We start from the raw sequence: 21561 nt of genomic DNA, 5'->3' as shown, positions 1-21561 counted from the left end.
CACCTAACCTGGGAATTATTACTAGGTAAAGAATAATGAAAGTAGGATAGAATTTAAGGTAAAAAAATGATAAAATAAAGTAATGTCCAAAAAACGTAAATTACTAGAGAAAGGAAAATTAAAAAATGGAAAGTTTAAGACTGCGATCGCGCATTGGGAAAGATGGACTATTAAAAATTCATTTACCACAGGCTAAAGAAGGAACTGAATTTGATATTATTGTTATTTATGAAATAGCTGTACCAAAAGAAGAAACAGCCACAGAAGAAACCATGAAATTGAGTGATTTTTATGGTTGTATCCAAGATGAAACATTTATTAGACATCCACAATTAGAACAACCTGAAAGAGAAGCATACAAGACTGGTAAATAACATAATTAAACATCATCACTTTAAATTTTTATGTCAGCAAAAGATTTTTTTCATAATGCAGTTAGGTTAGCTTTAGAAAAAGATTAGGACAAACACTTAATTATCGTTACATTTAAAAAAAGCAGCATCTGAGCGTCTTTTATATTTAGCAATTAGTTATGAAATATATACAGATTTTTTTCTGACTCCTGTAATTCAAGAAATAATTGCGGAACATCAATTAAAATTACTTATTTTTGAAAGTCTTAAACAGGAGATTGTTTTATGGAAGGAATGAATTATCCTCATAGTTTACTAGTTTTGCATCGGTTTAGATTTTTACTTGATTTTCTGTGATTCTGATTCAAAAAATATAATACCATGATACAAAAAACATACCCACTTCCTCTCATCATAAAAAAGGAGGCTTAAAACCTCCACCAAAATAAATTTTATTAATCAACAATCAAGAAAGTTTATAACTAATATATCGGTTCAGACTAACTTTTTCTTCTGCGGCTTCTATAGCTAATTTACGGTGTAGTGCCGGAGTGATGCGTACCTGAAATTTACCACTATATTGCTTTTCTGCTAGTGGTTCTGGAGGTATCTCCCCAGTAGTTTCCATATCAGCTAGTATATCTTTCACTAGCTCTGTAATACCTTTGAGAGCAGTAAGATTATCTTCATGAAGATAAGACAGGCTAGGAAATTCAGCACACAAACCCACAAATTCTTGATCCTCTTGTGACCAAGTAACTCTATATGTATAGTGGTTGTGATTAACCATTTTCCGATTCCTCAGTTTCTTCAATTGCTGCTAATTTTTCGATTGCATCTAAAACTTGTCTAACTTGATAGGGCTTGGCCTTTCCTTTGTCGTTTTGGATGTTGACTCGCGGATCTCCAGCCCAGGGCATTTTGTAGACACAGTGGCTTGTTCCTTGCTGTCTAGGTTCTCCAAAATAATGAGTACAAACCTTTACTAAATCAGTAAAATTTACGTTCTGAGGATTATTTTTGAGTTCAGCAAGGATTTTTTTTATTTGTGCCATCTTTAGGTTTCCTTTTGTATATAAAATCCATGTCAATGTCAATTAAGTAAAATCTAAGTGATTTTACTCAGTATTAACAATGCACGAATGTAGAAACCTTAAGCACTCTTCCCAGTCAAGGTGGATAAATGCTGATCATAAGAAATTGAACTTTAGATAGAATGCCATAATGTTGATAGCTCAATTATAGGATCAATATTGGTACTATGTCAATCCTTTTTTGATGGTAGATGTAGATATAGCGGAACTGTTACCAGGGGCAAGGTCAGTAGTTGTAGGTTGGGTTGTTCGCGTTAGCGTTGCGGAGCAATCGGAACGAATGGGAAAATAATCAACGGGTGCATGGTTGCTTAGTTCATATTGACATAATCAACGATAAAATCTGGATTCAAAGAGACGGAACAGAATACGGTATTGCTAACTCAGGACTAATAATAGCCATAGAACTTTTATACTACACACGGGTGAGATTTAAACTTTCCGAGTTATTTAGTCATCTTGAGATGACTTCTGCTATTAGACTGGGAACTCATTCCCAGGCGGGCTTTACCCCTACGTTTAGAATCAAACAGTCAAGCCCTTATAAAAATATAAATTTGTTTCTAGTATAGGGAGTAAAACCCCCTATTTACCAGCAATATCCTTTATGAAATCTGGATAGATATTAGCTAAAAAATTGCTCCTAACCTATCAATTTCTGCCAAGTCATTGCCCCAATAATACCATCAGCAGTTAAACCATTTTGCTGTTGAAATTTCTTGAGTGCTGCTTCCGTTTGCGAACCATAAATACCATCGGGATTAGCACCTATACGAAATTGTAAGTACCTGATAATTACGCCACTAGCATGAGTTCCTTGAATAACTCGTTTAGCTAATATCTGATTGATAGCATCCCAGGTAGTGTTACTAGCAATTCCTGTTGGTAAAACTCCCACAATTCTCTGGAATTTTTCCGTTGCTGAAGATGTAGCTGCTCCCATGCCATTATCTTCTACTAAGGGACGATTATTTTTATCAGTAATTTTCAGCCGATTTAAAGCCTGTTGTAGTCTGAGAATGCTCTTATCTTTATTCTGTTCCTCATCTATAACAGGATTTACAGGCGTATTAGAAGCAGGATTTACAGAAGTACTTGCTACTTTACCTGTCAACCCGGCAACTATGGCATTAGCCATTGCTTCACCATCATATATTTGCATATCTTTGGCAGAATCAATGAAGCAACCTTCTATGAGAATTCCTGGCATATTTGTGTTTCTGAGAACATAGAGGTGTGAACCACTTTTAACACCACGATTAAAAAAGCCTAATTTGACAATTTCATCTAATACTTTTTGGGCAACTTTTCTGCCGGCATCGCTAATAGCAAATACTTCTGTCCCATTAGCTTGTCCATTAAAAGCATTAAAATGAATAGATACAAAAAAATCTACTCGGTTATTATTGGCTTTGTTGCACCGGCTACCTAATGATTGATTTACTGTACTGGCACTATTTGGTTTGCATGAGATTACTGTATGTCCTAAACTTTCTAATTTAGCAATAACCTTATTACCCACTTCTGTTGTTAACTTATCTTCCGATTTAATACCACCTGCACCACTATCGGGAGGGCAGTTGTGACCAATATCAATGCCGAATTTCATTTTTATCTCCTTAATTGACTTTGTTGCTATGCCAAGAGTCTGCTACTGGTTAATTTAGTTCCAAAAAGCATAGACATCATTTTAATCTCTAGGTAGAGATTCCCCCATTAATCCCCAAAAATGTTTAAGATCAATGTAAAGAAATATTTCGTAGCAAAAGCGCATGAAACGCATTGTCTTGATTGCTGGGTTTGAATCGTTTAACGCGGACTTGTACCGAAAAGCGGCTGATTTGGCTAATTCCCGGTGTCCAGAGTTGGATATTCGAGTATTTAGCGATCGCAATATTACCACCAATAGCCCGGAAGTAGAAGCAGCACTCAAAAACGCAGATGTGTTTTTTGGCAGCTTACTATTTGACTATGACCAAGTTATGTGGTTGCGAGAGCGTGTCGCTAACATCCCTATCCGTCTCATTTTTGAGTCAGCACTGGAATTAATTAGTTTAACCAAAATAGGATCATTTGCGATCGGTGACAAACCCGCAGGAATGCCTAAACCCGTTAAATTCATCCTTGACAAATTCAGCAACGGTAAAGAAGAAGACAAACTCGCCGGTTATATCAGTTTCCTGAAAATCGGACCAAAGTTATTAAAATTTATCCCCGTCCAAAAAGTTCAAGACCTTCGTAATTGGTTAATTATCTATGGTTACTGGAACGCCGGCGGTTCAGAAAACGTCGCTGCCCTATTTTGGACAATTGCGGAAAAATACTTAGATTTAAAAGTTGGAGATATACCCCCACCTATCGAAACCCCCGACATGGGTTTATTACATCCCGAATATCAAGGGTTTTTTAGATCACCGCGTGAATATTTACAATGGTATCGGAAAAGAGACCAGGACGTAGGGGCGCAGGGCCTGCGCCCAATCATCGGTATCCTACTTTACCGAAAGCACGTTATCACCAAACTGCCCTATATTCCCCAACTAATCCGCTATTTTGAAAAAGCCGGGTTAACCCCCTTACCCATCTTTATCAACGGCGTAGAAGGTCACGTAGCCGTCAGAGATTGGATGACCAGTGACTACGAAACCCAACAACGTCAAAGAGGTAACATTGAAACTCCTTCCCTTACCACAGAAGCAGTAAAAATTGATGCCATAGTTTCTACCATTGGATTTCCCCTCGTTGGTGGTCCGGCTGGTTCAATGGAAGCCGGAAGACAGGTGGAAGTAGCTAAACGCATTCTCACAGCCAAAAATGTCCCTTATATCGTCGCTGCACCTTTATTAATTCAAGATATTTACTCTTGGACGCGCCAAGGTGTAGGCGGTTTACAAAGTGTTGTCCTATATGCTTTACCAGAATTAGATGGTGCGATTGATACAATTCCCCTCGGTGGTTTAGTCGGTGAACAAATTTATTTAGTTCCTGAACGAATGCAGCGATTAACTAATAGAGTTAAAAACTGGGTTTCCCTCCGCCAAAAACCTATTTCCCAACGAAAAATAGCCATTATTTTATATGGTTTTCCCCCTGGCTATGGTGCAGTGGGAACTGCTGCATTATTAAACGTTCCTCGCAGTTTAATTAAATTACTTCATGCACTCAAAGCACAAGGTTATAATGTCGGCGAAATTCCCGAAGATGGAGAAGAATTAATTCGCCAAGTTAAAGAAGCAGACGAAATTAATCCCATGAATGTAGAGATGTTTCATGAAACGTCTCCACAAAATAAAAATACCGTTAATGCCAGAACCTTAGAAAAATGGTTAGGTTATCTTTTCACAACTCGCATTGAAAAGCAATGGAAATACCTCACCGGTAGCGGCATTAAAACCTATGGTGATGAGTTCAATATTGGTGGTGTGCAATTAGGAAATGTGTGGATAGGTGTCCAGCCACCCTTGGGAATTCAAGGTGATCCCATGCGGTTAATGTTTGAAAGAGATTTAACCCCCCATCCCCAATATGCAGCTTATTATAAATGGCTACAAAATGATTTTCAAGCTGATGCAGTTGTTCATTTTGGAATGCACGGAACGGTAGAATGGTTGCCCGGTTCACCATTAGGAAATACTGGCTATTCTTGGTCGGATATTCTCTTGGGAAATATGCCCAATCTATATATCTATGCCGCAAATAATCCTTCTGAATCAATATTAGCTAAACGTCGCGGTTATGGAGTATTAATTTCTCACAATGTCCCTCCCTATGGACGCGCCGGTTTATACAAAGAGTTGGTGAATTTACGCGATTTAATCGCCGAATATCGGGAAGATCCAGAAAAGAATTATCTGTTAAAAGAAGGCATTTGTAAAAAAATAGTTGATACTGGTTTGGAAGTGGATTGTCCTTTTGATGATGCCAAAAGGTTGGGTATTCCCTTTACACCGGAAAATGTGAGAATGTTCAGTAATCATGCTTTTGATCATTATTTGGTCAAGTTGTATGAATATCTCCAAGTTCTCGAAAATCGTCTTTTTTCCTCTGGTTTACATACTTTAGGTGAAGCACCAAATCAGGAGGAGTTAATTGGTTATTTGGATGCTTATTTTGGCAACGAACCACAGAGGCACAGAGAACACAGAGAGGAGGAGGAAATTACAAGGTTATTAAATCAATCTACTGATGAGTTAACGAATCTTTTAAGAGGTTTAAATGGTGAATTTATTCCTCCTGCACCTGGTGGAGATTTATTGCGTGATGGTGCTGGTGTTTTACCGACGGGTAGGAATATTCACGCTTTAGATCCTTATCGGATGCCTTCTCCTGCGGCTTTTGAAAGAGGTAAGGAAATTGCCAAGAAAATCATCTCTCAGTCTTTGGATGAAAATAAGAAATATCCAGAAACTGTGGCGGTTTTATTATGGGGTTTGGATGCTATTAAAACTAAGGGTGAATCTTTGGGAATTCTCTTGGAATTGGTAGGCGCTGAACCTGTGAAGGAAGGAACAGGACGCATAGTTAGATATGATTTAAAACCTCTGGCTGAGGTTGGACATCCGCGTATTGATGTGTTAGCAAATCTATCGGGAATTTTTCGAGATAGTTTTGTAAATATCATTGAATTGTTGGATGATTTATTTCAACGGGCTGCGGAAATTGATGAACCAGAAGAAATGAATTTTATTAGAAAACACGCTTTGATTTTGAAAGCTAAAGGTGTGGAAAATTCTTCGGCTAGATTGTTTTCTAATCCTTCTGGTGATTTTGGTTCTTTAGTTAATGATAGAGTGGTTGATGGTAATTGGGAATCTGGAGAAGAGTTGGGGAATACTTGGGAAAGTCGCAATGTCTTTAGTTATGGTAGAAATGATAAAGGACAAGCTAGACCAGAAGTATTACAGACCCTATTAAAAACTAGCGATCGCATAATTCAAGAAATAGATTCGGTAGAATATGGATTAACCGATATTCAGGAATATTATGCCAACACAGGCGGTTTGAAAAAAGCCGCAGAAAAACAAAGCGGCAAAAAAGTACAAGCCAGTTTTGTCGAAAGTTTTTCTCAAGACACCACACCCCGCAATTTAGATGATTTATTGCGAATGGAATACAGAACCAAGTTATTAAACCCCAAATGGGCTGACGCAATGGCTAATCAAGGTTCTGGAGGTGCTTTTGAAATTTCCCAACGCATGACAGCCTTAATAGGTTGGGGTGGAACTGCCGATTTTCAAGACGATTGGGTATATGATCAAGCAGCAGAAACCTATGCTTTAGATCCAGAAATGGCAGAAAAATTACGCAAAGCCAATCCTGAAGCATTTAGAAATATTATCGGCAGAATGCTAGAAGCATCAGGACGCGGTTTATGGCAAGCTGATGGAGATAAATTAGACAAATTGCGTCAGTTGTATGAATTAAGCGATGAACAATTGGAAGGAGTGACAGTTTAATAGCTTTAATTGTAGGGTGCGTTAGCGACAGCGTAACGCACCACATTCCACATCATATTTTAAAATAATTCTCTAATACAATCTCTCAATATCTCAATCAATTCTTCTTTACTCACTTTATTATCAGCAACCTTCATCACCGACATGAAAACCAGAATAGAATCTATCAATCGTTTTTACTATCCTGATGTGATGGTTACTTGTGATGAAAGAGATAAAGCAACATTAGGTTATAAAAAATTCCCCTGTTTAATAATTGAAATATTATCTGATTCTACAGAAGCATTTGATCGTGGTGATAAATTTGCAGATTATCAAACCATAGAAACTTTACAAGAATACGTTTTAATTAATGTCAAAAAATCCAAAGTAGAATGTTTCCGTCGTAATTCTCAAGGTTTATGGGTATTACAATCTTATCCAGAATCATCTTTCGACTTACAAAGTATTAATTTTCATGGCAAGATGGATGATTTATATGAAGATGTAAATTTTTTATAACGGACAACTGTTTTTAAGGAACGGAATAAAAAATCTAACTTGAATTTAGGATGCGTTAGTGTTCTCAAAATCGCTTGCACTTTCAAAAGTAACCATAAAATTATTGATACACAATAAGTAGGTAGGCAAAAATAAATAGAACTATGTTAAGTAAGTTAACAGATTTTGAAATTGGCTCGTAGTTAGGGCTTTAGCCCTACTTTCAGGTCTAAAGCCCTAACTACAAACCTTTAATTATTTACGTTACTCTACTTAGATCACACTCTTATTCTTACCTAAAGTGTCTTACTAATTACCATTTCATCCTCGAACTTTCTATTTAAACTAGATATTATTAACCTTGAAATTATCCTCTAAATCATAGATAATACAATGTAACAATCAAATAAACCCTAGCACTCACAAGGGTTGAGTGCTAATTTCTAGCTTAATATTGAAACTGATGTAGTAGGCAAAAATTCTCCTTTTTCTAGATAGAGTTAGCGGACTTTTTCGCCATAGATTCTTGCCCAAAATTCAAGTTTCTCAGCAATTGATAAATTCATTCGGAGGACTAGAATGATTAAATACAGCTTCAATCTGGTAGGTGTATCTCCTGTTTTGCATTTTTTCAATCACCAACAACAGAGTTTTATAAAACCGCAGCATCAAGGCATAGAATATATAGGAACTCATACTTGCACATTAGATGCCTTTCTATCATCCATAGAACCAATCCCCGTTAAATGGGGTTGGAACTTAGATCAAGTAGTAGATACAGTCATTGACTTTTGGATGAATAATGCTGAAAGTATTAACTATTGGAAATCTCGGTTAAACGATGCCGGACATGATAGTTTACTTGTAGCTAGAGTCGCAGATATGAACTCTTTGTCAGAGGAACTCGAATCACTACTCAGAAAAAACTTGTAACCCTTAACTCTCATTCTCCATCAAGTGGAGAATCTTCAAATATAACTCTTCCACCCTCTTTGCTGCTACCTCACCACTAGCAGCATAGTGATTTAACCCAGGAGAACCATTCACCTCAATCAGCGTATAATCTACCATCGGCATAGTAATATCATGGGTAAGTATATCCACCCCAGCTAATCTTAGTCCCATATCTTTAGTAATATTAATTGCTAACTTCTGAAAATCAGGATGAATAGTTTCCGAAAAATCTACCACTTCACCTCCACTCGATAAATTAGCACTATCTAAAAGATAAACAGTATGATGATTAGGAATCACACTATCCCAATCAAGATTTTGTGTTTTTAATTTTTGGGAAATCCGAAAATCATCAAATTTAATCACATTTCTTCTACCCGTATTTAGGATTTTTTCCTGTTTTTGTTGTAGCAACTCCAAAACATTAGATATACCATCACCAACAACACACAAGGGAATTCTTTGATAAGCCGTAATCACCTCATCATCCAACACCACAATTCTATAGTCATTACCACCATAGAACTTTTCAACAATCAATCCTGATTTAATTTGGAATATCTTATTAGCCACATCATAATATTCTTCCCGATTATGCACCTTCGTCACCAATATACCTTGACTCAGATTCAGCGGCTTCACAATCACAGGAAATCCCATTGATTGTGCATAATGAAATCCATCATCAATATTCCGGGGATGAGCTATTTTAGCACACATCTGATCACTGAAAAACGTCTTGCCCTCTGTTACACGATATCCAAACTGCTTCAGGAAAAAATTACTATGGGCTTTATCTTTAGCTAATTCGGCTGAAGCAAAACCATTAATATTCAATTTAGCATGACTAAAAACTGACTTTTTCCCATTTTTAAACGTAATATGCCCCACAAATTCATATTCAGGTTCAACTAAAACCACCGCCCCTATTTGCAAAGCCACTTTTTGGATGATTGATGTAATTGACATTGTTTATTTTCTCGGATTCTTTCAAAATTACCCTGAAAAAGTATGGCAATATTCGTAAATACAGCAGGTTAAATAAGCAGGTGAACACAATAAAACCAAACTGTGTAAAGAAACGTAAAATCGCTGAAAACTTTTTTAATCTTGCCTCTTGCTTTGCTATAACCACAATTTTCAACGCCAACCTACTAGTCTGTCAATCCAAAAATGACGGGTAAAGGCAAGTAGGGGGAGAAGAGGGGGTAGGGGGAGTAGGGGAGGGAAAACAGAAGTTTTTTCCTATCATTACCCGTCAAAATAAATTTGACGAACTACTACTTATTTATGAGGTACAAAATCTCAATTGAGACCCATACACAAAGCCAGTTTTACTCTTGACCACTGAATTATGCCACATATTATACAAGGATTTTCATCTTTATGTATGTCTAAACACTAAAATACTCAGTAAATGCTCATTGGCATCAAATAAAACTAAACATTTTTAAAAGATAAGTTGTTGCATTACGTATTGACAATTTTGAAAATATGTAATAACAAGATGGCATCATCAATAAAAGACGCTAGTACATCTTTGGCTAAGAGACATACTAACGCCCTTCACTCAAGTTCATACGCATAAAATAATCATGCCACAAAATACGGATTACAAAAATATCACCTCAGAAAATCAAGCCATGCCTACAGTAAGAGAAGATAACGCCTACAAAAAAAGGCTGAATGGTTGGGCTGTAGCCCGTGTCGTTACTGAACAAGAAAAAGTAATTGTTTCCCGGTTTCGCAGTCGTTCTGATGCCGAAGGCTATATTCAGCACATCCGTCAGATGATTCCTGACACTGTTTTTGAGCTTTTCTTTGATTGCCAACGGGAAGAAATAGTCCTGTAAATCTACTAGAGGCAAGAGGTAAGAGGCAAGAGGCAAAATTCCAGATAAACATTCTCCTGATTCCCTCATCCCTTCCATTCCTAACTTACACAGCAGCCAGCAGCCCATTGTGCTTGAGTAAAGCCTTGGTACTGGGTTCTCGCCCCCGGAAGGTTTTAAAGACATCCATGGGATGCTGACTGCCACCTAGTGCTAACACCGTATCTCGGTAACGTCTGCCAATCGCATGGATTGCAGCCTCATCTTCCAAACCTACTTCCTCAAAAGCAGCAAAAGCATCAGCACTGAGAACTTCAGCCCATTTATAGCTATAGTATCCCGCTGCATAACCCCCTTCAAAAATATGACCGAAAGCACATAAAAACGCATCTTCGGGTAATGGTGGTAACACAGTCGTTAACTTAGCAATCCGATGTCGCACATCTGTCACAGTTTCCTGACTATTAGGGCAGTAGCGGTAATGTAACTCCAAATCCACACTACTAAAATCCAGTTGCCGCAACATACTTGAACCACTCATGTAATTACGTGCCGCCAACAATTTTTGGTAATAATGTTCCGGTAATGCTTCTCCCGTTTCATAATGTTTCGCCATACCAAACAATGTTTGACGGTCATAACACCAGTTTTCCATAAACTGGCTCGGTAATTCCACTGCATCCCATTCAACATTATTAATACCTGCCGCCCCCAGATAATCCACCTTAGTCAGCATATGATGTAAACCATGTCCAAATTCATGGAACAATGTCTCAACTTCATCAAAAGCCATCAAACTCGGATTACCATCCACAGGGGGAGTTTGATTAGAAATCAAATAAGCTACAGGTAGGCTAACAGTAGTCAAACCATTTTCTGTAACTTTGCGACGGTGAATACAAGCATCCATCCAAGCACCACCACGCTTTTCCGCAGGACGGCTGTAAGCATCTAAGTAAAAATAGGCAATGGGTTCACCATATTTATCAGCAATTTGGAAATAACGAACATCCTCATGCCATATTGGGGCTTGACCATCAGCAGGTGTCACAGTCACCCCAAAAAGCCTTTTTACCAGCCCAAATAGCCCATCTAGAACTTGAGGCAGGGGAAAATAGGGAAGTAACTCCTCAGCCGTAAAGGCAAATTTTTCTTCCCGTTGGCGTTCAGCCCAAAAGCTAATATCCCAATGCTGCAAATTTTCGGCTTCTGCTGCTCCTTTCGCCTTCGCAAAAGCTTTGAGTTTTTCTAAATCTTTGACAGCAGCATTATAACTAGCTTGACGGAGTTCTTCTAATAGCTTTTCGACGGAGGGAATATCCTTAGCCATCTTACTAGCCAAACTCAGTTCCGCAAAAGTTTCAAAGCCAATTAATTTAGCTAGTTCTTTTCTTAACTCTAAAATTCGGATAATCAAAGGATTATTATCTAATTCCCCGGAAGATGCTCTGGTAATATAAGCCTTATAGAGTTTTTCCCGCAAATCCCGCCGGGTACTGTGCTGCATGAATGGGAAATAACTAGGAAAATCTAAAGTAATATGCCAAGGTCCATATTCTGGGGTGGCATTTTCTTCTCCAGATGCACGAGCAGCTTGGGCTGCAAGACTCAACAAGCTACTTGGTAAGCCATCAATCTCATGAGGGGTGGCGAGAACTAAAATAAAGCCTTTCGTCGCATCTAGAACGTGATTAGCAAACCTGGTTGCCAGTTCCGCTAATTCCATCTGAATACTATTAAAACGTTCTCTATCTTTTCCTTCTAATCCAACACCAGACAATTCTGCATCCCGAATTGCAGCTTTGATGATTCTCTGTTGGGCTGAATCTAAAGTTTCCCAGGTAGGACTATTCCGAATTGCTTTAAAAGCATTATAAATAGGTTGACTTTGACCCAGGATATTCATAAACTGAACTACTTGCGGCTGCACCTTTTCATAGGCAATACGTAGTTCTGGACTATTTTTTACACCCATTAAATGATTCAGTATTCCCCAACTCCAATTTAGTCTTTCTGTCAATTTTTCTAGAGGTTCTACTAAACCGCTCCAAGTAGGCTCTATATTTGCCTCCAAGTCAATTAATTGCTTTTCTAGTTCTGCCAACAGATGACTAAAAGCTGGTTCGACCTGCTCCGATTTAATAGCCGCAAATGCGGGTAAACCACAGCTTTGAAGTAGGGGATTCTGATCAATGGTAGCAATTGCACGCATGGTAGTGAGTTAATAGCCGATGAATTAGTGGGGAACAACGATTGATTTTTCTTTATATAACTAATAATTTAGCGTTGCGACAAAATTTCGCGTTGCTAGAATGGCAATCTTACTAAACAGAAGTTAGGAGATTAGCATCAACTAAGTATGTTTTTATACGAAAAATGATTTATCTACCTCTATTCTTATGCCAGTTATACAAAAAGTTCACTCTGATAGCGTAGCGTAGTGTGGCGTAAACCATACTCCTGCAACTTTATAACTACTGAATTTATTTTTGATAGCTCAGACATATCATAGAAAACCAATATGGGGAAGATTAACAATCAAAAGTTCTTCCAAATGCCTTTGGGTAAGTAATGGGACGGAATTAATTACACAACTGATTTTTCTGTTCCCTGTTCCCTCTCTCAACGAGTGAATTTAATTTTGTCTGACTACTTGTTATCTAAGTATATTCTGTCCGCAGAATCTCACTCCCTTTAGGGATGAGAGTGTCAACTATTCCTTCCTATTCTCTTAAAATCATGTCTAATCTTCCACCGCTAAATACACAAACAATTTGGGCAATTATTAACGATACAATTGATGATCCTACTGTAAACCAATTATTATGGTATCACTTAGGTTATCGTTATGATGCAATTACAGAAACTTGGGATAATAGTCAAGTAGCAACAACATGGCGAGATGAATATCCACAACCACCGGATTTCATTGATTCTCGTCCAGCAATCATGAAATTAACTCGTTCTATTCCCCAAGAAAATAAACAGATACTCAAGGAGAAACTCGGTTTTAAAGGTTACAAAATTGGTGAATTTGGTCCTCGACAAACTCGCAGAGCAACAGCAGCAAATTGGTTATTAAGTTATATGTTGGTAACTACTGGTACAATTGAGTAAAATTGCTACATTCGGTAATTGATCAAAACATCCCCAACTTCTCTAAGTAGTTGGGGATATGAGCTTTTTCCCTGATTGGCAAAATTAAATTATTGTTTTATGTCTAAATGTTATGGAAATAACACGGACTTATCTTGTATTTTCTCACAAAACTGTGTATATTAATATATTCTACCCTTGCATATAGTAATCTTGGCTAATTTGTGCAACTTGTTTTTCTAACTAACTACTTTAGGGGTAACAAGAATAAAAACCGAGTTCACAAATAATTTAGGTAGGATTACTACTGTAAACACAAATCAAGAGATTTCTGCTATGATCAACAAATTAATTAATACTAACATTAAGAGTTCTCATGTTTTACTAACTCCTAATGAGGTTAAGGTAAAATTACCCTTAACTAAAACTGCTGAAAATACAATTTTAAAATTCAGACAAGAAATAGAAAATATTTTAGATTTTCAAGATCGACGTAAATTCATTGTAGTCGGTCCTTGTTCAATTCATGATCCAAAAGCAGCGATAGAATATGGAGAAAGGTTGCTAAGTTTAGCAGAAAAGGTTCAGGATAAACTACTGTTAATTATGCGGGTTTATTTTGAAAAACCCAGAACTACTGTAGGCTGGAAAGGATTAATTAATGATCCCAAAATGGACGATTCTTTTCATGTAGAAGAAGGAATTTTGATTGCCCGAAACTTACTATTAAAGTTGACAGATTTAGGATTACCAACTGCTACAGAAGCACTTGATCCAATCATCCCTCAATATATAAGCGAACTGGTTTCCTGGTCTGCAATTGGTGCAAGGACAACCGAATCGCAAACACACCGAGAAATGGCTAGTGGGTTATCTATGCCAGTAGGGTTTAAAAATGGCACTGACGGTAATATTCAAGTTGCTGTAAATGCCCTCAAATCAGCAAAAACCCCCCATAATTTCCTGGGTATTAATCAAAAGGGACAAGTGAGTGTATTTCAAACTAGAGGAAATGCTCATGGTCATGTAATTTTGCGTGGTGGAAATCAGCCTAATTTTGATGCCGAGAATATTCAATTAGTAGAGGAACAATTAAAAGCAGCTAACTTATCACCAAGAATAGTTGTTGATTGTAGTCATGGTAATACTAATAAAGATTACAGATTACAATCTATGGTGTTTGAAAATATTATTCAGCAAATAGTGGATGGTAATAATTCCATTGTAGGCATGATGCTAGAATCGAATTTGCATGAAGGTAGTCAAGTAATTACAGGGAATCGTGAAGATTTAAAATATGGTGTTTCCGTAACAGATAAATGTATCAATTGGCAAGAAACAGAAAGAATTATTTTAGCTGCTCACGCTAAATTGGAGTAAACTTACAGCATTTTTCATGTATTTACTTTCTTCCTTTGCTTTGCGTCTTTGCGCCTTTGCGTGAGACTTAAAAATGTGGTTAATTTACCTAAAAAATAGCTGCTTTGTAGTTGCGCTTTAATTCAAAGTGCAGCTACATGACAAATACAAATGGGATTGGTGCGGATCGAACGCACGGCCTAGCGCTTAGGAGGCGCTCGCTCTATCCAACTGAGCTACAACCCCAAGGATAACGTAAATATCATAATAGCAGCATTTTTATGGCGATCGCCAACAATCATCCCAATCATCACCGCCAACCTCTAACCCGCAAAGATTACTACTTGCAGTCAGGATAACTTGAGATTTGCCGCTATTAAGTTCTCGCAGTTCTAAGTTTATTTCTCCTTGCATGGTATCTCGACAACAAAAAGTTAAACCATTAGTTGTGGGTGCGCGGAGGGGTGTACCGGGAAGATTAGTAGTACCTGTTAGTTCAATTTCGTAATTGAGGTTTTTGGCTTGTATTTGCCATCTACCCCAAGGTTGAATTTGCCATGTTACCTGTGAGTTCCAGGGAACAAATTCATAAAATTTACCTTGGTGGTGAATACCAATCATGGCGACTGATTCCATCCACCATAATACACCACGTTTGCCGCCACCGGCTGTTAAAGCTAAGTCTGGTTGATTGATGAAGGCATTGCAATTTAGCCAAAACCATTTTTGGGGAAAAGCACCACCCCAGTTTTTTTCCGCGTATGCTGGGGCATTTGTGAACTCATAAATTTTACCATGCCAATCTATCCAACCACTCGCTAAACCATGAGCCATTAAAATTTGCCAACCAGGTTCAAATATCTGAGAAAATGATAACCAACCGGCGGTTGATTGCTGGAAACTACTTTGATTACCCCATGCGTATACAGGTTGAATTGCATACTCCCATCGGCAATAATTACCAGTGGTAGGATCTGTAATTATGCCTTGGTTTAAGGTAGCTGTGGCTTGATAGCCTTCTTGAATATGGTGTGTAAATTCACTGGGAATAAGGTATAAAGGTGAAACTTGTAAGTTGGTTTTTCCCCAATGTCCTAATCCCAAAATATCCCGACTTGCCCAAAATTTGTTGATATTAGGGAAAGTGCGACAAAGGTATTCATCATTTATACCCAGGATTTGGGCTGCTCCGCCACTGTAGGGCTGATTGCCTCTTGGGTCTTCGATGGAATACATGAAGGCGATTGTTTGCTGAATTTCGGGCAGTGTGACGCGGTAATACCAGCCCTCAAAAAAACGGCGATCGCTCCCATCCCAATGATAGCCGCTATGGGGAGTTTGGGTGAAATCAAAGAAACTTTTGGGAATATTCAGCATAGGTTATGTTTGATTATTTATTTTTTGGTATTGGCAATGGGGAAATTTTCGATTAAAATGGAGCATTCATTACATATTCCGTATTTTAAACGTCATCATCAATTACTGAACAAAAAATGTCAGCCAAAAATAAAAGTTAGATCCTCCTGTTACAAAAAGACATTTTATCAACCATCTTCCACATTCCGCGATGATACTTAGCTTGATGCGTCTCGGAATCAATCCTATGTTGTCCCGCTTCCTATCACTGAGTCTCAACTCCAACGCTTAATAGTTATGCAACTGAGTATGGCGGTTGATTAAATACGTCCTGATTAAGTGTTTAACATTAGGTAAACGTATTTTAAATTTACTTACCAACTGTTGTCAAATCTCACCTTGTGGTAAAGTATATGCATTCGGGAATATTTATCAAAGATAGTGCTTGTTCTTCTACGATTATACATCATCCCGTTTAGACTCTTTTCGTTTATAAGTTAACTGAAGAGCCAGGGAAAGCATTGCTACAAGTTTATGTACAAGCGAAGCTAACAAAAAAACACTTATGCTAGAGATAGGATTTGAGACTAATAGGAACCCTATTAAGTTAGTAAAACTCCCACGCTTGATCTCTCTATTTCTGATGATGGGAGATGTTCTTGGCCTATTTGTCTGTTTAGGAATTAGTTCTTACGGGACTTTGGATCATCCATTGACAGGATTTGATCCATTGGTATATGGATTCATAATACTGACTTTAACAGGAATGTATTTGTTAGATACATACCATCCAGAGAAAGAAATTGCTGGATTACAAGCTCCGACTCGCATCCTGATCAGCAGTTTAATAGTTGCCATCATAACCTCCGTGTTAATTAACCTATCGGGAAACTGGGAACGTAATCCAGTTGGGATGCGGAGTATACTGCTGGTTAACCTGGGAATCTTTACTATCTGGGCAATGATCTTAAGAATATGGGCATTTAATTGGTGGCGATCGCAAGCTCAACAAAGTCGTTGGTTAATGCTAGGAGTCAACAATCATGCCATAAAATTTGCCCAAATGTTCTTAACCCAAAATCCATTAGGGCGATTAGTGATTCTGACGGAAACTGGTCAACATATCCCTGAATTAGCAGAAATCGAACCCCAATTAAGTCATGAAGGCTCTCTCAATGACTTATCTTATTGGAGTCATCAACCCTTATCGGGAGTGGTAGTAGGAACTCAAATCAGTCTCTCTGATCAACAAGTGCAGAGTCTCATGCAACTCCGACTAAAAGGGGTTCCCGTGTACCGTCTACCTGATATTTGGGAAACTCTATGCTACAAACTTCCCTCATCTCTACTTGAGGATGAGTGGTTTGCCTTTAGTAGTGGGTTTAACCTCGTATTTTGTGGTGACAGACTCAAAATCAAGCGGATTATGGATATAATCGTCACTGGTCTGTTGTCTGTGCTGGTGTCGCCACTCATGATACTCGTAGGACTGATCATCAAATTAGATAGTCCAGGGCCAATTTTTTATAGCCAATTACGAACAGGATTATATGGTAAACCATTTCGGGTTTACAAATTCCGTTCCATGTATCAAGACGCAGAAAAGAGAGGCGCACAATGGGCCAGTCAACGTGACCCACGCATTACCAGAGTAGGATATTGGCTAAGAGTTCTGCGAATTGATGAACTTCCCCAAATTTGGAATGTATTATGTGGAGAAATGAGTCTGATTGGTCCGCGTCCAGAAAGGCCAGAGTTTGATGTTAAGCTCAAAGAAGCAATTCCCTATTACGAAATGCGTTATCTAGTCAAACCAGGAATTACTGGTTGGGCCCAGGTGCTTTATGCCTACGGAGCTTCCCTAGAAGATGCCTATGAAAAGCTATCTTACGACCTTTACTACATCAAAAACTATTCGTTATGGTTGGACATAGCCATAGTCTTGAAAACCATCAGAGTTGTTTTATTAGGTAAAGGCAGATGAATCAAAAAGTCTTGGTGACAGGAGGTGCCGGCTATATTGGTTCCCACGTGGTGCGTCAACTAGGTGAAGCTGGTTATGATATGGTTGTATATGATAATTGTTCTACAGGAGTAGCACAAGCTGTACTTCATGGTGAGCTAATTGTTGGCGACTTAGGAGATATAGACCGCCTTTACCAAGTCTTTGGCAAACATCAATTTAGTGCAGTGCTGCATTTTGCCGCCAGTCTAGTTGTACCAGAATCCGTTGCCCAGCCCCTTGATTACTACGCCAACAACACCCGGAACACTCTGAACTTACTCCGGTGCTGTAGTGTCATGGGGGTTAAGCAATTGATATTTTCCAGCACAGCTGCGGTTTACGGCGAACCTAAAGAAAATCCCGTCACAGAGCTTGCTCCTGCCCTGCCCATTAACCCCTACGGTCGCTCCAAACTGATCAGCGAATGGATGATTCAAGACTACGGAATGGCATCTCGTCTGCGGTATGTAATTCTCCGCTATTTCAACGTCGCCGGAGCAGACCCCGGCGGTAGAATCGGACAAAACTCAAGCAATGCAACTCACTTGATTGCCAATGCTTGTAATGCAGCCCTGAAACGCCAACCAGAATTCAAGATATTTGGCAATGATTTCCCCACCCCAGATGGGACAGGAATTAGAGATTATATCCATGTTGAAGACCTAGCCGCAGCCCATGTTGATGGGTTACGCTATCTAGAACGGGGTGGTGAAAGTCAAATCCTTAATTGTGGTTATGGAGAAGGTTATAGTGTCAGGCAAGTTGTGGAACGGGTCAAGACAATTTCTGGGGTAAATTTTCCCGTGATTGAAGTGGCGCGTCGTCCTGGAGATCCAGCCTGTGTTACCGCTGATGCAGAAAAAATCAAACAGGTATTGAATTGGCAACCCAAGTATAATAACCTAGATAATATCATCTCTAGCTTTCTCGCTTGGGAAAGAAGCAAAGTTTGACAGAATTATCCGGTAAGCGTAAAGCTGAGTGTCGTGTCTTTGATTAAAGAATCCCAGGGGCTTCAGCCCTAAGAGTGTCAATTAGTTTGATACGCCTTATGTGAGTTAAAAATGTCCTGGTTATTTTAAGGGTTTCAGACTTCACTTTACCGACAAGTCCTAGTCTTACGAACTAGATTGCGTTGTCCTAGCCGCCAACTCAGATAAACAAATAATCTACAATTTGCACAGCGTGTAAGTCCTATATTTAGTATATTTTCTTGAATTAATTTATGTCCATTAACCAAGAAGACCAAGATTCCTCTATTGATATCCAACAATACTGGCTAATATTCAAAAGACGTTGGCCTGTGGCATCAGTTGTCTTTGCTCTTGTCTTCGGAGTCACAGCCCTTGTCACTTACTCAACAAAACCAGTTTATGAGTCAGAAGGGAAATTGGTTTTCACTAAAAAAAGTGGTGCTTCATCACTCACAAGTCTCTCCCAACAAGTGGGAGAACTGGGCGCACTGACAAACCTCAGCAACCCAGTAGATACAGAATCCGAGATCATTCGTTCCTACCCCATTGTTAACAAAACTATTACCACCCTGAAGTTAACTGATGATCAAGGCAAACAGCTTTCCTTAGAAGTTTTTCTCAAAAAATTGAAGCTGAAAACTATCCGAGGTACGGATGTCATGCAGCTTTCTTACAGGAGTACAAATCCCCAGGAAGCAGCCAAGGTGGTAAATTCCATCATGAAATATTACCTAGAGAGTAATGTTCGCACCAATCGTACAGAAGCTAGATCAGCGCGAGAATTTTTATCTAAGCAATTACCAGAGGTTGAGAAACGAGTTACAAAAGCAGAAATGAACCTGCGTAGGTTTAAAGAAAACAATCGAGTAGTCGCTCTGGATGTAGAAGCCAAAACCGGCTTAGAATCTCTAGGAAAATTAGATGAAGCAATTACAAAAAGCCAAGGGGAATTAGCGGCGGTCTTGACTCGTTCTGTAGCCTTACAGAATGAAATGAAATTGGGTACGCAACAGGCCGTTGATCTCAGTAGCTTAAGTCAATCCCCTGGTGTACAACAGGTACTTACAGAATACCAAAAAACACAATCTGAACTAGCAATAGCACGAAGTCTTTACACCAATGACAATCCAAAAGTTGTGGATTTAGTCATGAAAGAGGCATCCCTGAAAAACGTACTCAAACAGCGAGTTACCCAGACAGTTGGTAGTTCCGAATCCCTACCCAAACAGAACTTGCACATAGGAGAACTCAAACAATCACTAACTCAAGACCTTGTCAAATCAGAGGTAGAAAGGTTAGCATTAACAAAACAAGTAGAGGAACTGCAAAGGGTATTTATAGTTAACAGAAGACGTTTGGATAGTTTGCCTCGACTGGAACAACAACAACTACAGCTACAGCGGCAGTTAACCGTAGCACAACTCACTTATCAAGAACTCCTCAAGCAATTCCAGTTCATTGAAGTATTGGAGAATCAGAATGTCGGTAATTCACGGATTATATCTGAGGCTTTAGTTCCTGAGCGTCCCGTTTCTCCCAAAATTCCCCTCAACTTAGCACTAGGCGGATTTTTAGGAATTATTTTGGGTGCAGGAACAGCCTTGGTGTTGGAATCCATGAATCAATGCCTCAAAAATATTGAAGAAGCCAATCGGCTGTTGGGCTTTCCTTTACTGGGAACTATCCCCCAATATATTGAAAAGAATCCTAAGAATCCCCAAGAAGGTCGGCAAGAATTACCTGTGTTGAATAACCCCTATTCACCAGTCAGTACATCCTTTGAAATGCTTCAGACTAACCTGGGATTCACCCTATCTGACAAAGAATTACGGGTAATTTTGCTGACTAGTTCCATACCTGGAGAGGGTAAATCTTTCGTGGTGGCAAATTTAGCCTTAGCAGCCGCCGCCCAGCCAGGAAGACGAGTGCTATTAGTGGATGCCGATATGCGTCGTCCCCGTCAACAAAGCATTTGGGAAATACATAATTTATTGGGACTAAGCAATATCCTAGCTGGTCAGGTGGAGTTAAAAAATGCTGTCCAGGAAGTATCTCCCCAGGTGCATATATTACCAGCAGGAAGAACTCCACCCAGCCCAGTCACACTTTTGGATTCCCAGCGTATGGCTGACTTAATTGAAGAAGCAAGGCATGAATATGATTTTATAATTATTGACACGCCACCCTTAACTGCCGTTACTGATCCCCTGATTGTTAGCAAATACGTAGATGGATTACTGCTGGTTGTCCGACCTGGTGTTGTGGAGTATTCAGCGGTGAAATCTGCGAAGTCATTACTTGAGCAGGCGAAAGTGCTTACTCTAGGAATGGTCGTGAATGGTATTAGTGAGGAAAATGGTTATGGAGGTTATTACAAGTATAAGGATTATTACGGAGAAAAAGTAGTAAATAAGGAGAAGCGATCGCAAGCTAATGTGCGGTAAGGCTTGCCCCTTGCCTGGCTATAAGGACGGTTTTCAATGCTAACCTACTTAGCTGAAAAACAACTTGAATTATCTGTGTTTTAGGAGTTGAGCTTTGATGGTCTTTTGATCTCGGTTCCTCCCTCGCAACCCGCTCATAACTGAGAAGGCCGAAGCAG

The 21561-nt window shown here is 38.9% G+C and carries 17 protein-coding genes, 1 tRNA gene and 1 pseudogene; 12 read left to right on the top strand and 7 right to left on the bottom strand.

All coding sequences use genetic code 11. The features are described from left to right. The first annotated feature begins 125 nt into the window (after window positions 1-125). Together PN471_RS02635 and PN471_RS02630 are read left to right on the top strand one after the other, a co-directional pair. Window positions 126-374, top strand: coding sequence for a hypothetical protein (locus tag PN471_RS02635; RefSeq protein WP_271775548.1), 249 nt, complete (start codon window positions 126-128; stop codon window positions 372-374). A 151-nt stretch (window positions 375-525) separates the two neighbouring features. Continuing rightward, a complete protein-coding gene (locus tag PN471_RS02630; RefSeq protein ID WP_334311892.1) occupies window positions 526-651 on the top strand; it encodes a hypothetical protein in 126 nt (41 codons plus the stop codon). Window positions 652-819: 168 nt separating this feature from the next. Here PN471_RS02630 and PN471_RS02625 read toward each other — a convergent pair whose 3' ends face one another. Then, window positions 820-1143: a type II toxin-antitoxin system HicB family antitoxin gene (locus PN471_RS02625; protein WP_271775547.1), complete on the bottom strand. Its 324-nt coding sequence runs from the start codon at window positions 1141-1143 to the stop codon at window positions 820-822. Further along, on the bottom strand, window positions 1136-1408 hold the full coding sequence (locus PN471_RS02620; protein WP_271775546.1) for a toxin HicA: 273 nt from the start codon (window positions 1406-1408) through the stop codon (window positions 1136-1138). The genes PN471_RS02625 and PN471_RS02620 overlap by 8 nt, the downstream gene beginning before the upstream one ends. A gap of 284 nt (window positions 1409-1692) precedes the next feature. Between PN471_RS02620 and PN471_RS23390 the strand changes: the two genes are divergently transcribed. After that, window positions 1693-2019, top strand: a complete 327-nt coding sequence (locus PN471_RS23390; protein WP_442867123.1) for an element excision factor XisI family protein — start codon at window positions 1693-1695, stop codon at window positions 2017-2019. Between the two features lie 71 nt (window positions 2020-2090). Here PN471_RS23390 and PN471_RS02610 read toward each other — a convergent pair whose 3' ends face one another. Beyond that, window positions 2091-3056, bottom strand: coding sequence for an N-acetylmuramoyl-L-alanine amidase (locus PN471_RS02610; protein ID WP_271775545.1), 966 nt, complete (start codon window positions 3054-3056; stop codon window positions 2091-2093). A gap of 163 nt (window positions 3057-3219) precedes the next feature. On the opposite strand from PN471_RS02610, the gene bchH reads away from it, so the two are divergent. The 3 genes and pseudogenes from bchH (at window position 3220) to PN471_RS02595 (ending at window position 8316) form a co-directional block, all read left to right on the top strand. Beyond that, complete coding sequence (gene bchH / locus PN471_RS02605; protein WP_271775544.1) at window positions 3220-6903, top strand: magnesium chelatase subunit H; 3684 nt, start codon at window positions 3220-3222, stop codon at window positions 6901-6903. A 132-nt stretch (window positions 6904-7035) separates the two neighbouring features. Further along, window positions 7036-7404: pseudogene (locus PN471_RS02600) on the top strand (Uma2 family endonuclease); the annotation flags it as partial. 561 nt (window positions 7405-7965) lie between these two features. Next, the gene (locus tag PN471_RS02595; RefSeq protein WP_027402922.1) at window positions 7966-8316 is read left to right on the top strand and encodes a hypothetical protein; all 351 of its coding nucleotides are present in this window, start codon (window positions 7966-7968) and stop codon (window positions 8314-8316) included. Window positions 8317-8319: 3 nt separating this feature from the next. Here the strand turns inward: PN471_RS02595 and PN471_RS02590 are convergent, their stop codons facing one another. Beyond that, window positions 8320-9306, bottom strand: a complete 987-nt coding sequence (locus PN471_RS02590; protein ID WP_271775543.1) for a cyanophycin synthetase — start codon at window positions 9304-9306, stop codon at window positions 8320-8322. A gap of 626 nt (window positions 9307-9932) precedes the next feature. On the opposite strand from PN471_RS02590, the gene PN471_RS02585 reads away from it, so the two are divergent. Next, complete coding sequence (locus tag PN471_RS02585) at window positions 9933-10190, top strand: hypothetical protein (RefSeq protein ID WP_271775542.1); 258 nt, start codon at window positions 9933-9935, stop codon at window positions 10188-10190. Between the two features lie 85 nt (window positions 10191-10275). Here PN471_RS02585 and PN471_RS02580 read toward each other — a convergent pair whose 3' ends face one another. Beyond that, on the bottom strand, window positions 10276-12381 hold the full coding sequence (locus PN471_RS02580) for a M3 family metallopeptidase (RefSeq protein ID WP_271775541.1): 2106 nt from the start codon (window positions 12379-12381) through the stop codon (window positions 10276-10278). 527 nt (window positions 12382-12908) lie between these two features. On the opposite strand from PN471_RS02580, the gene PN471_RS02575 reads away from it, so the two are divergent. After that, window positions 12909-13286, top strand: a complete 378-nt coding sequence (locus PN471_RS02575) for a DUF1823 family protein (protein ID WP_271775540.1) — start codon at window positions 12909-12911, stop codon at window positions 13284-13286. A gap of 315 nt (window positions 13287-13601) precedes the next feature. Next, the gene (locus PN471_RS02570) at window positions 13602-14645 is read left to right on the top strand and encodes a 3-deoxy-7-phosphoheptulonate synthase (RefSeq protein WP_271775539.1); all 1044 of its coding nucleotides are present in this window, start codon (window positions 13602-13604) and stop codon (window positions 14643-14645) included. Window positions 14646-14796: 151 nt separating this feature from the next. On the opposite strand, the gene PN471_RS02565 is transcribed toward PN471_RS02570, so the two are convergent. Both PN471_RS02565 and PN471_RS02560 read right to left on the bottom strand, forming a co-directional pair. Next, window positions 14797-14870, bottom strand: a tRNA-Arg gene (locus tag PN471_RS02565). A 33-nt stretch (window positions 14871-14903) separates the two neighbouring features. Further along, complete coding sequence (locus PN471_RS02560) at window positions 14904-16001, bottom strand: tocopherol cyclase family protein (RefSeq protein WP_271775538.1); 1098 nt, start codon at window positions 15999-16001, stop codon at window positions 14904-14906. A 622-nt stretch (window positions 16002-16623) separates the two neighbouring features. Between PN471_RS02560 and PN471_RS02555 the strand changes: the two genes are divergently transcribed. From PN471_RS02555 to PN471_RS02545, 3 genes are all read left to right on the top strand, one after another. Further along, the gene (locus PN471_RS02555; protein WP_271775537.1) at window positions 16624-17964 is read left to right on the top strand and encodes a sugar transferase; all 1341 of its coding nucleotides are present in this window, start codon (window positions 16624-16626) and stop codon (window positions 17962-17964) included. Continuing rightward, window positions 17961-18938, top strand: a complete 978-nt coding sequence (gene galE, locus PN471_RS02550; protein ID WP_271775536.1) for a UDP-glucose 4-epimerase GalE — start codon at window positions 17961-17963, stop codon at window positions 18936-18938. Before PN471_RS02555 ends, galE begins: the two co-directional genes overlap by 4 nt. Before the next feature lie 272 nt (window positions 18939-19210). Beyond that, window positions 19211-21403 (top strand): GumC family protein, encoded by a 2193-nt coding sequence (locus tag PN471_RS02545; RefSeq protein ID WP_271775535.1) that lies wholly within the window; start codon window positions 19211-19213, stop codon window positions 21401-21403. Window positions 21404-21561: the final 158 nt, after the last annotated feature.

Origin of the sequence: Aphanizomenon sp. CS-733/32, from assembly GCF_028330045.1 — a bacterium.
In the GTDB taxonomy this organism is placed as follows: Bacteria; Cyanobacteriota; Cyanobacteriia; order Cyanobacteriales; family Nostocaceae; genus Dolichospermum; species Dolichospermum gracile.
The sequence above is the reverse complement of the archived record's forward strand: the minus strand, read 5'-3'. Positions and strand labels throughout refer to the sequence as shown.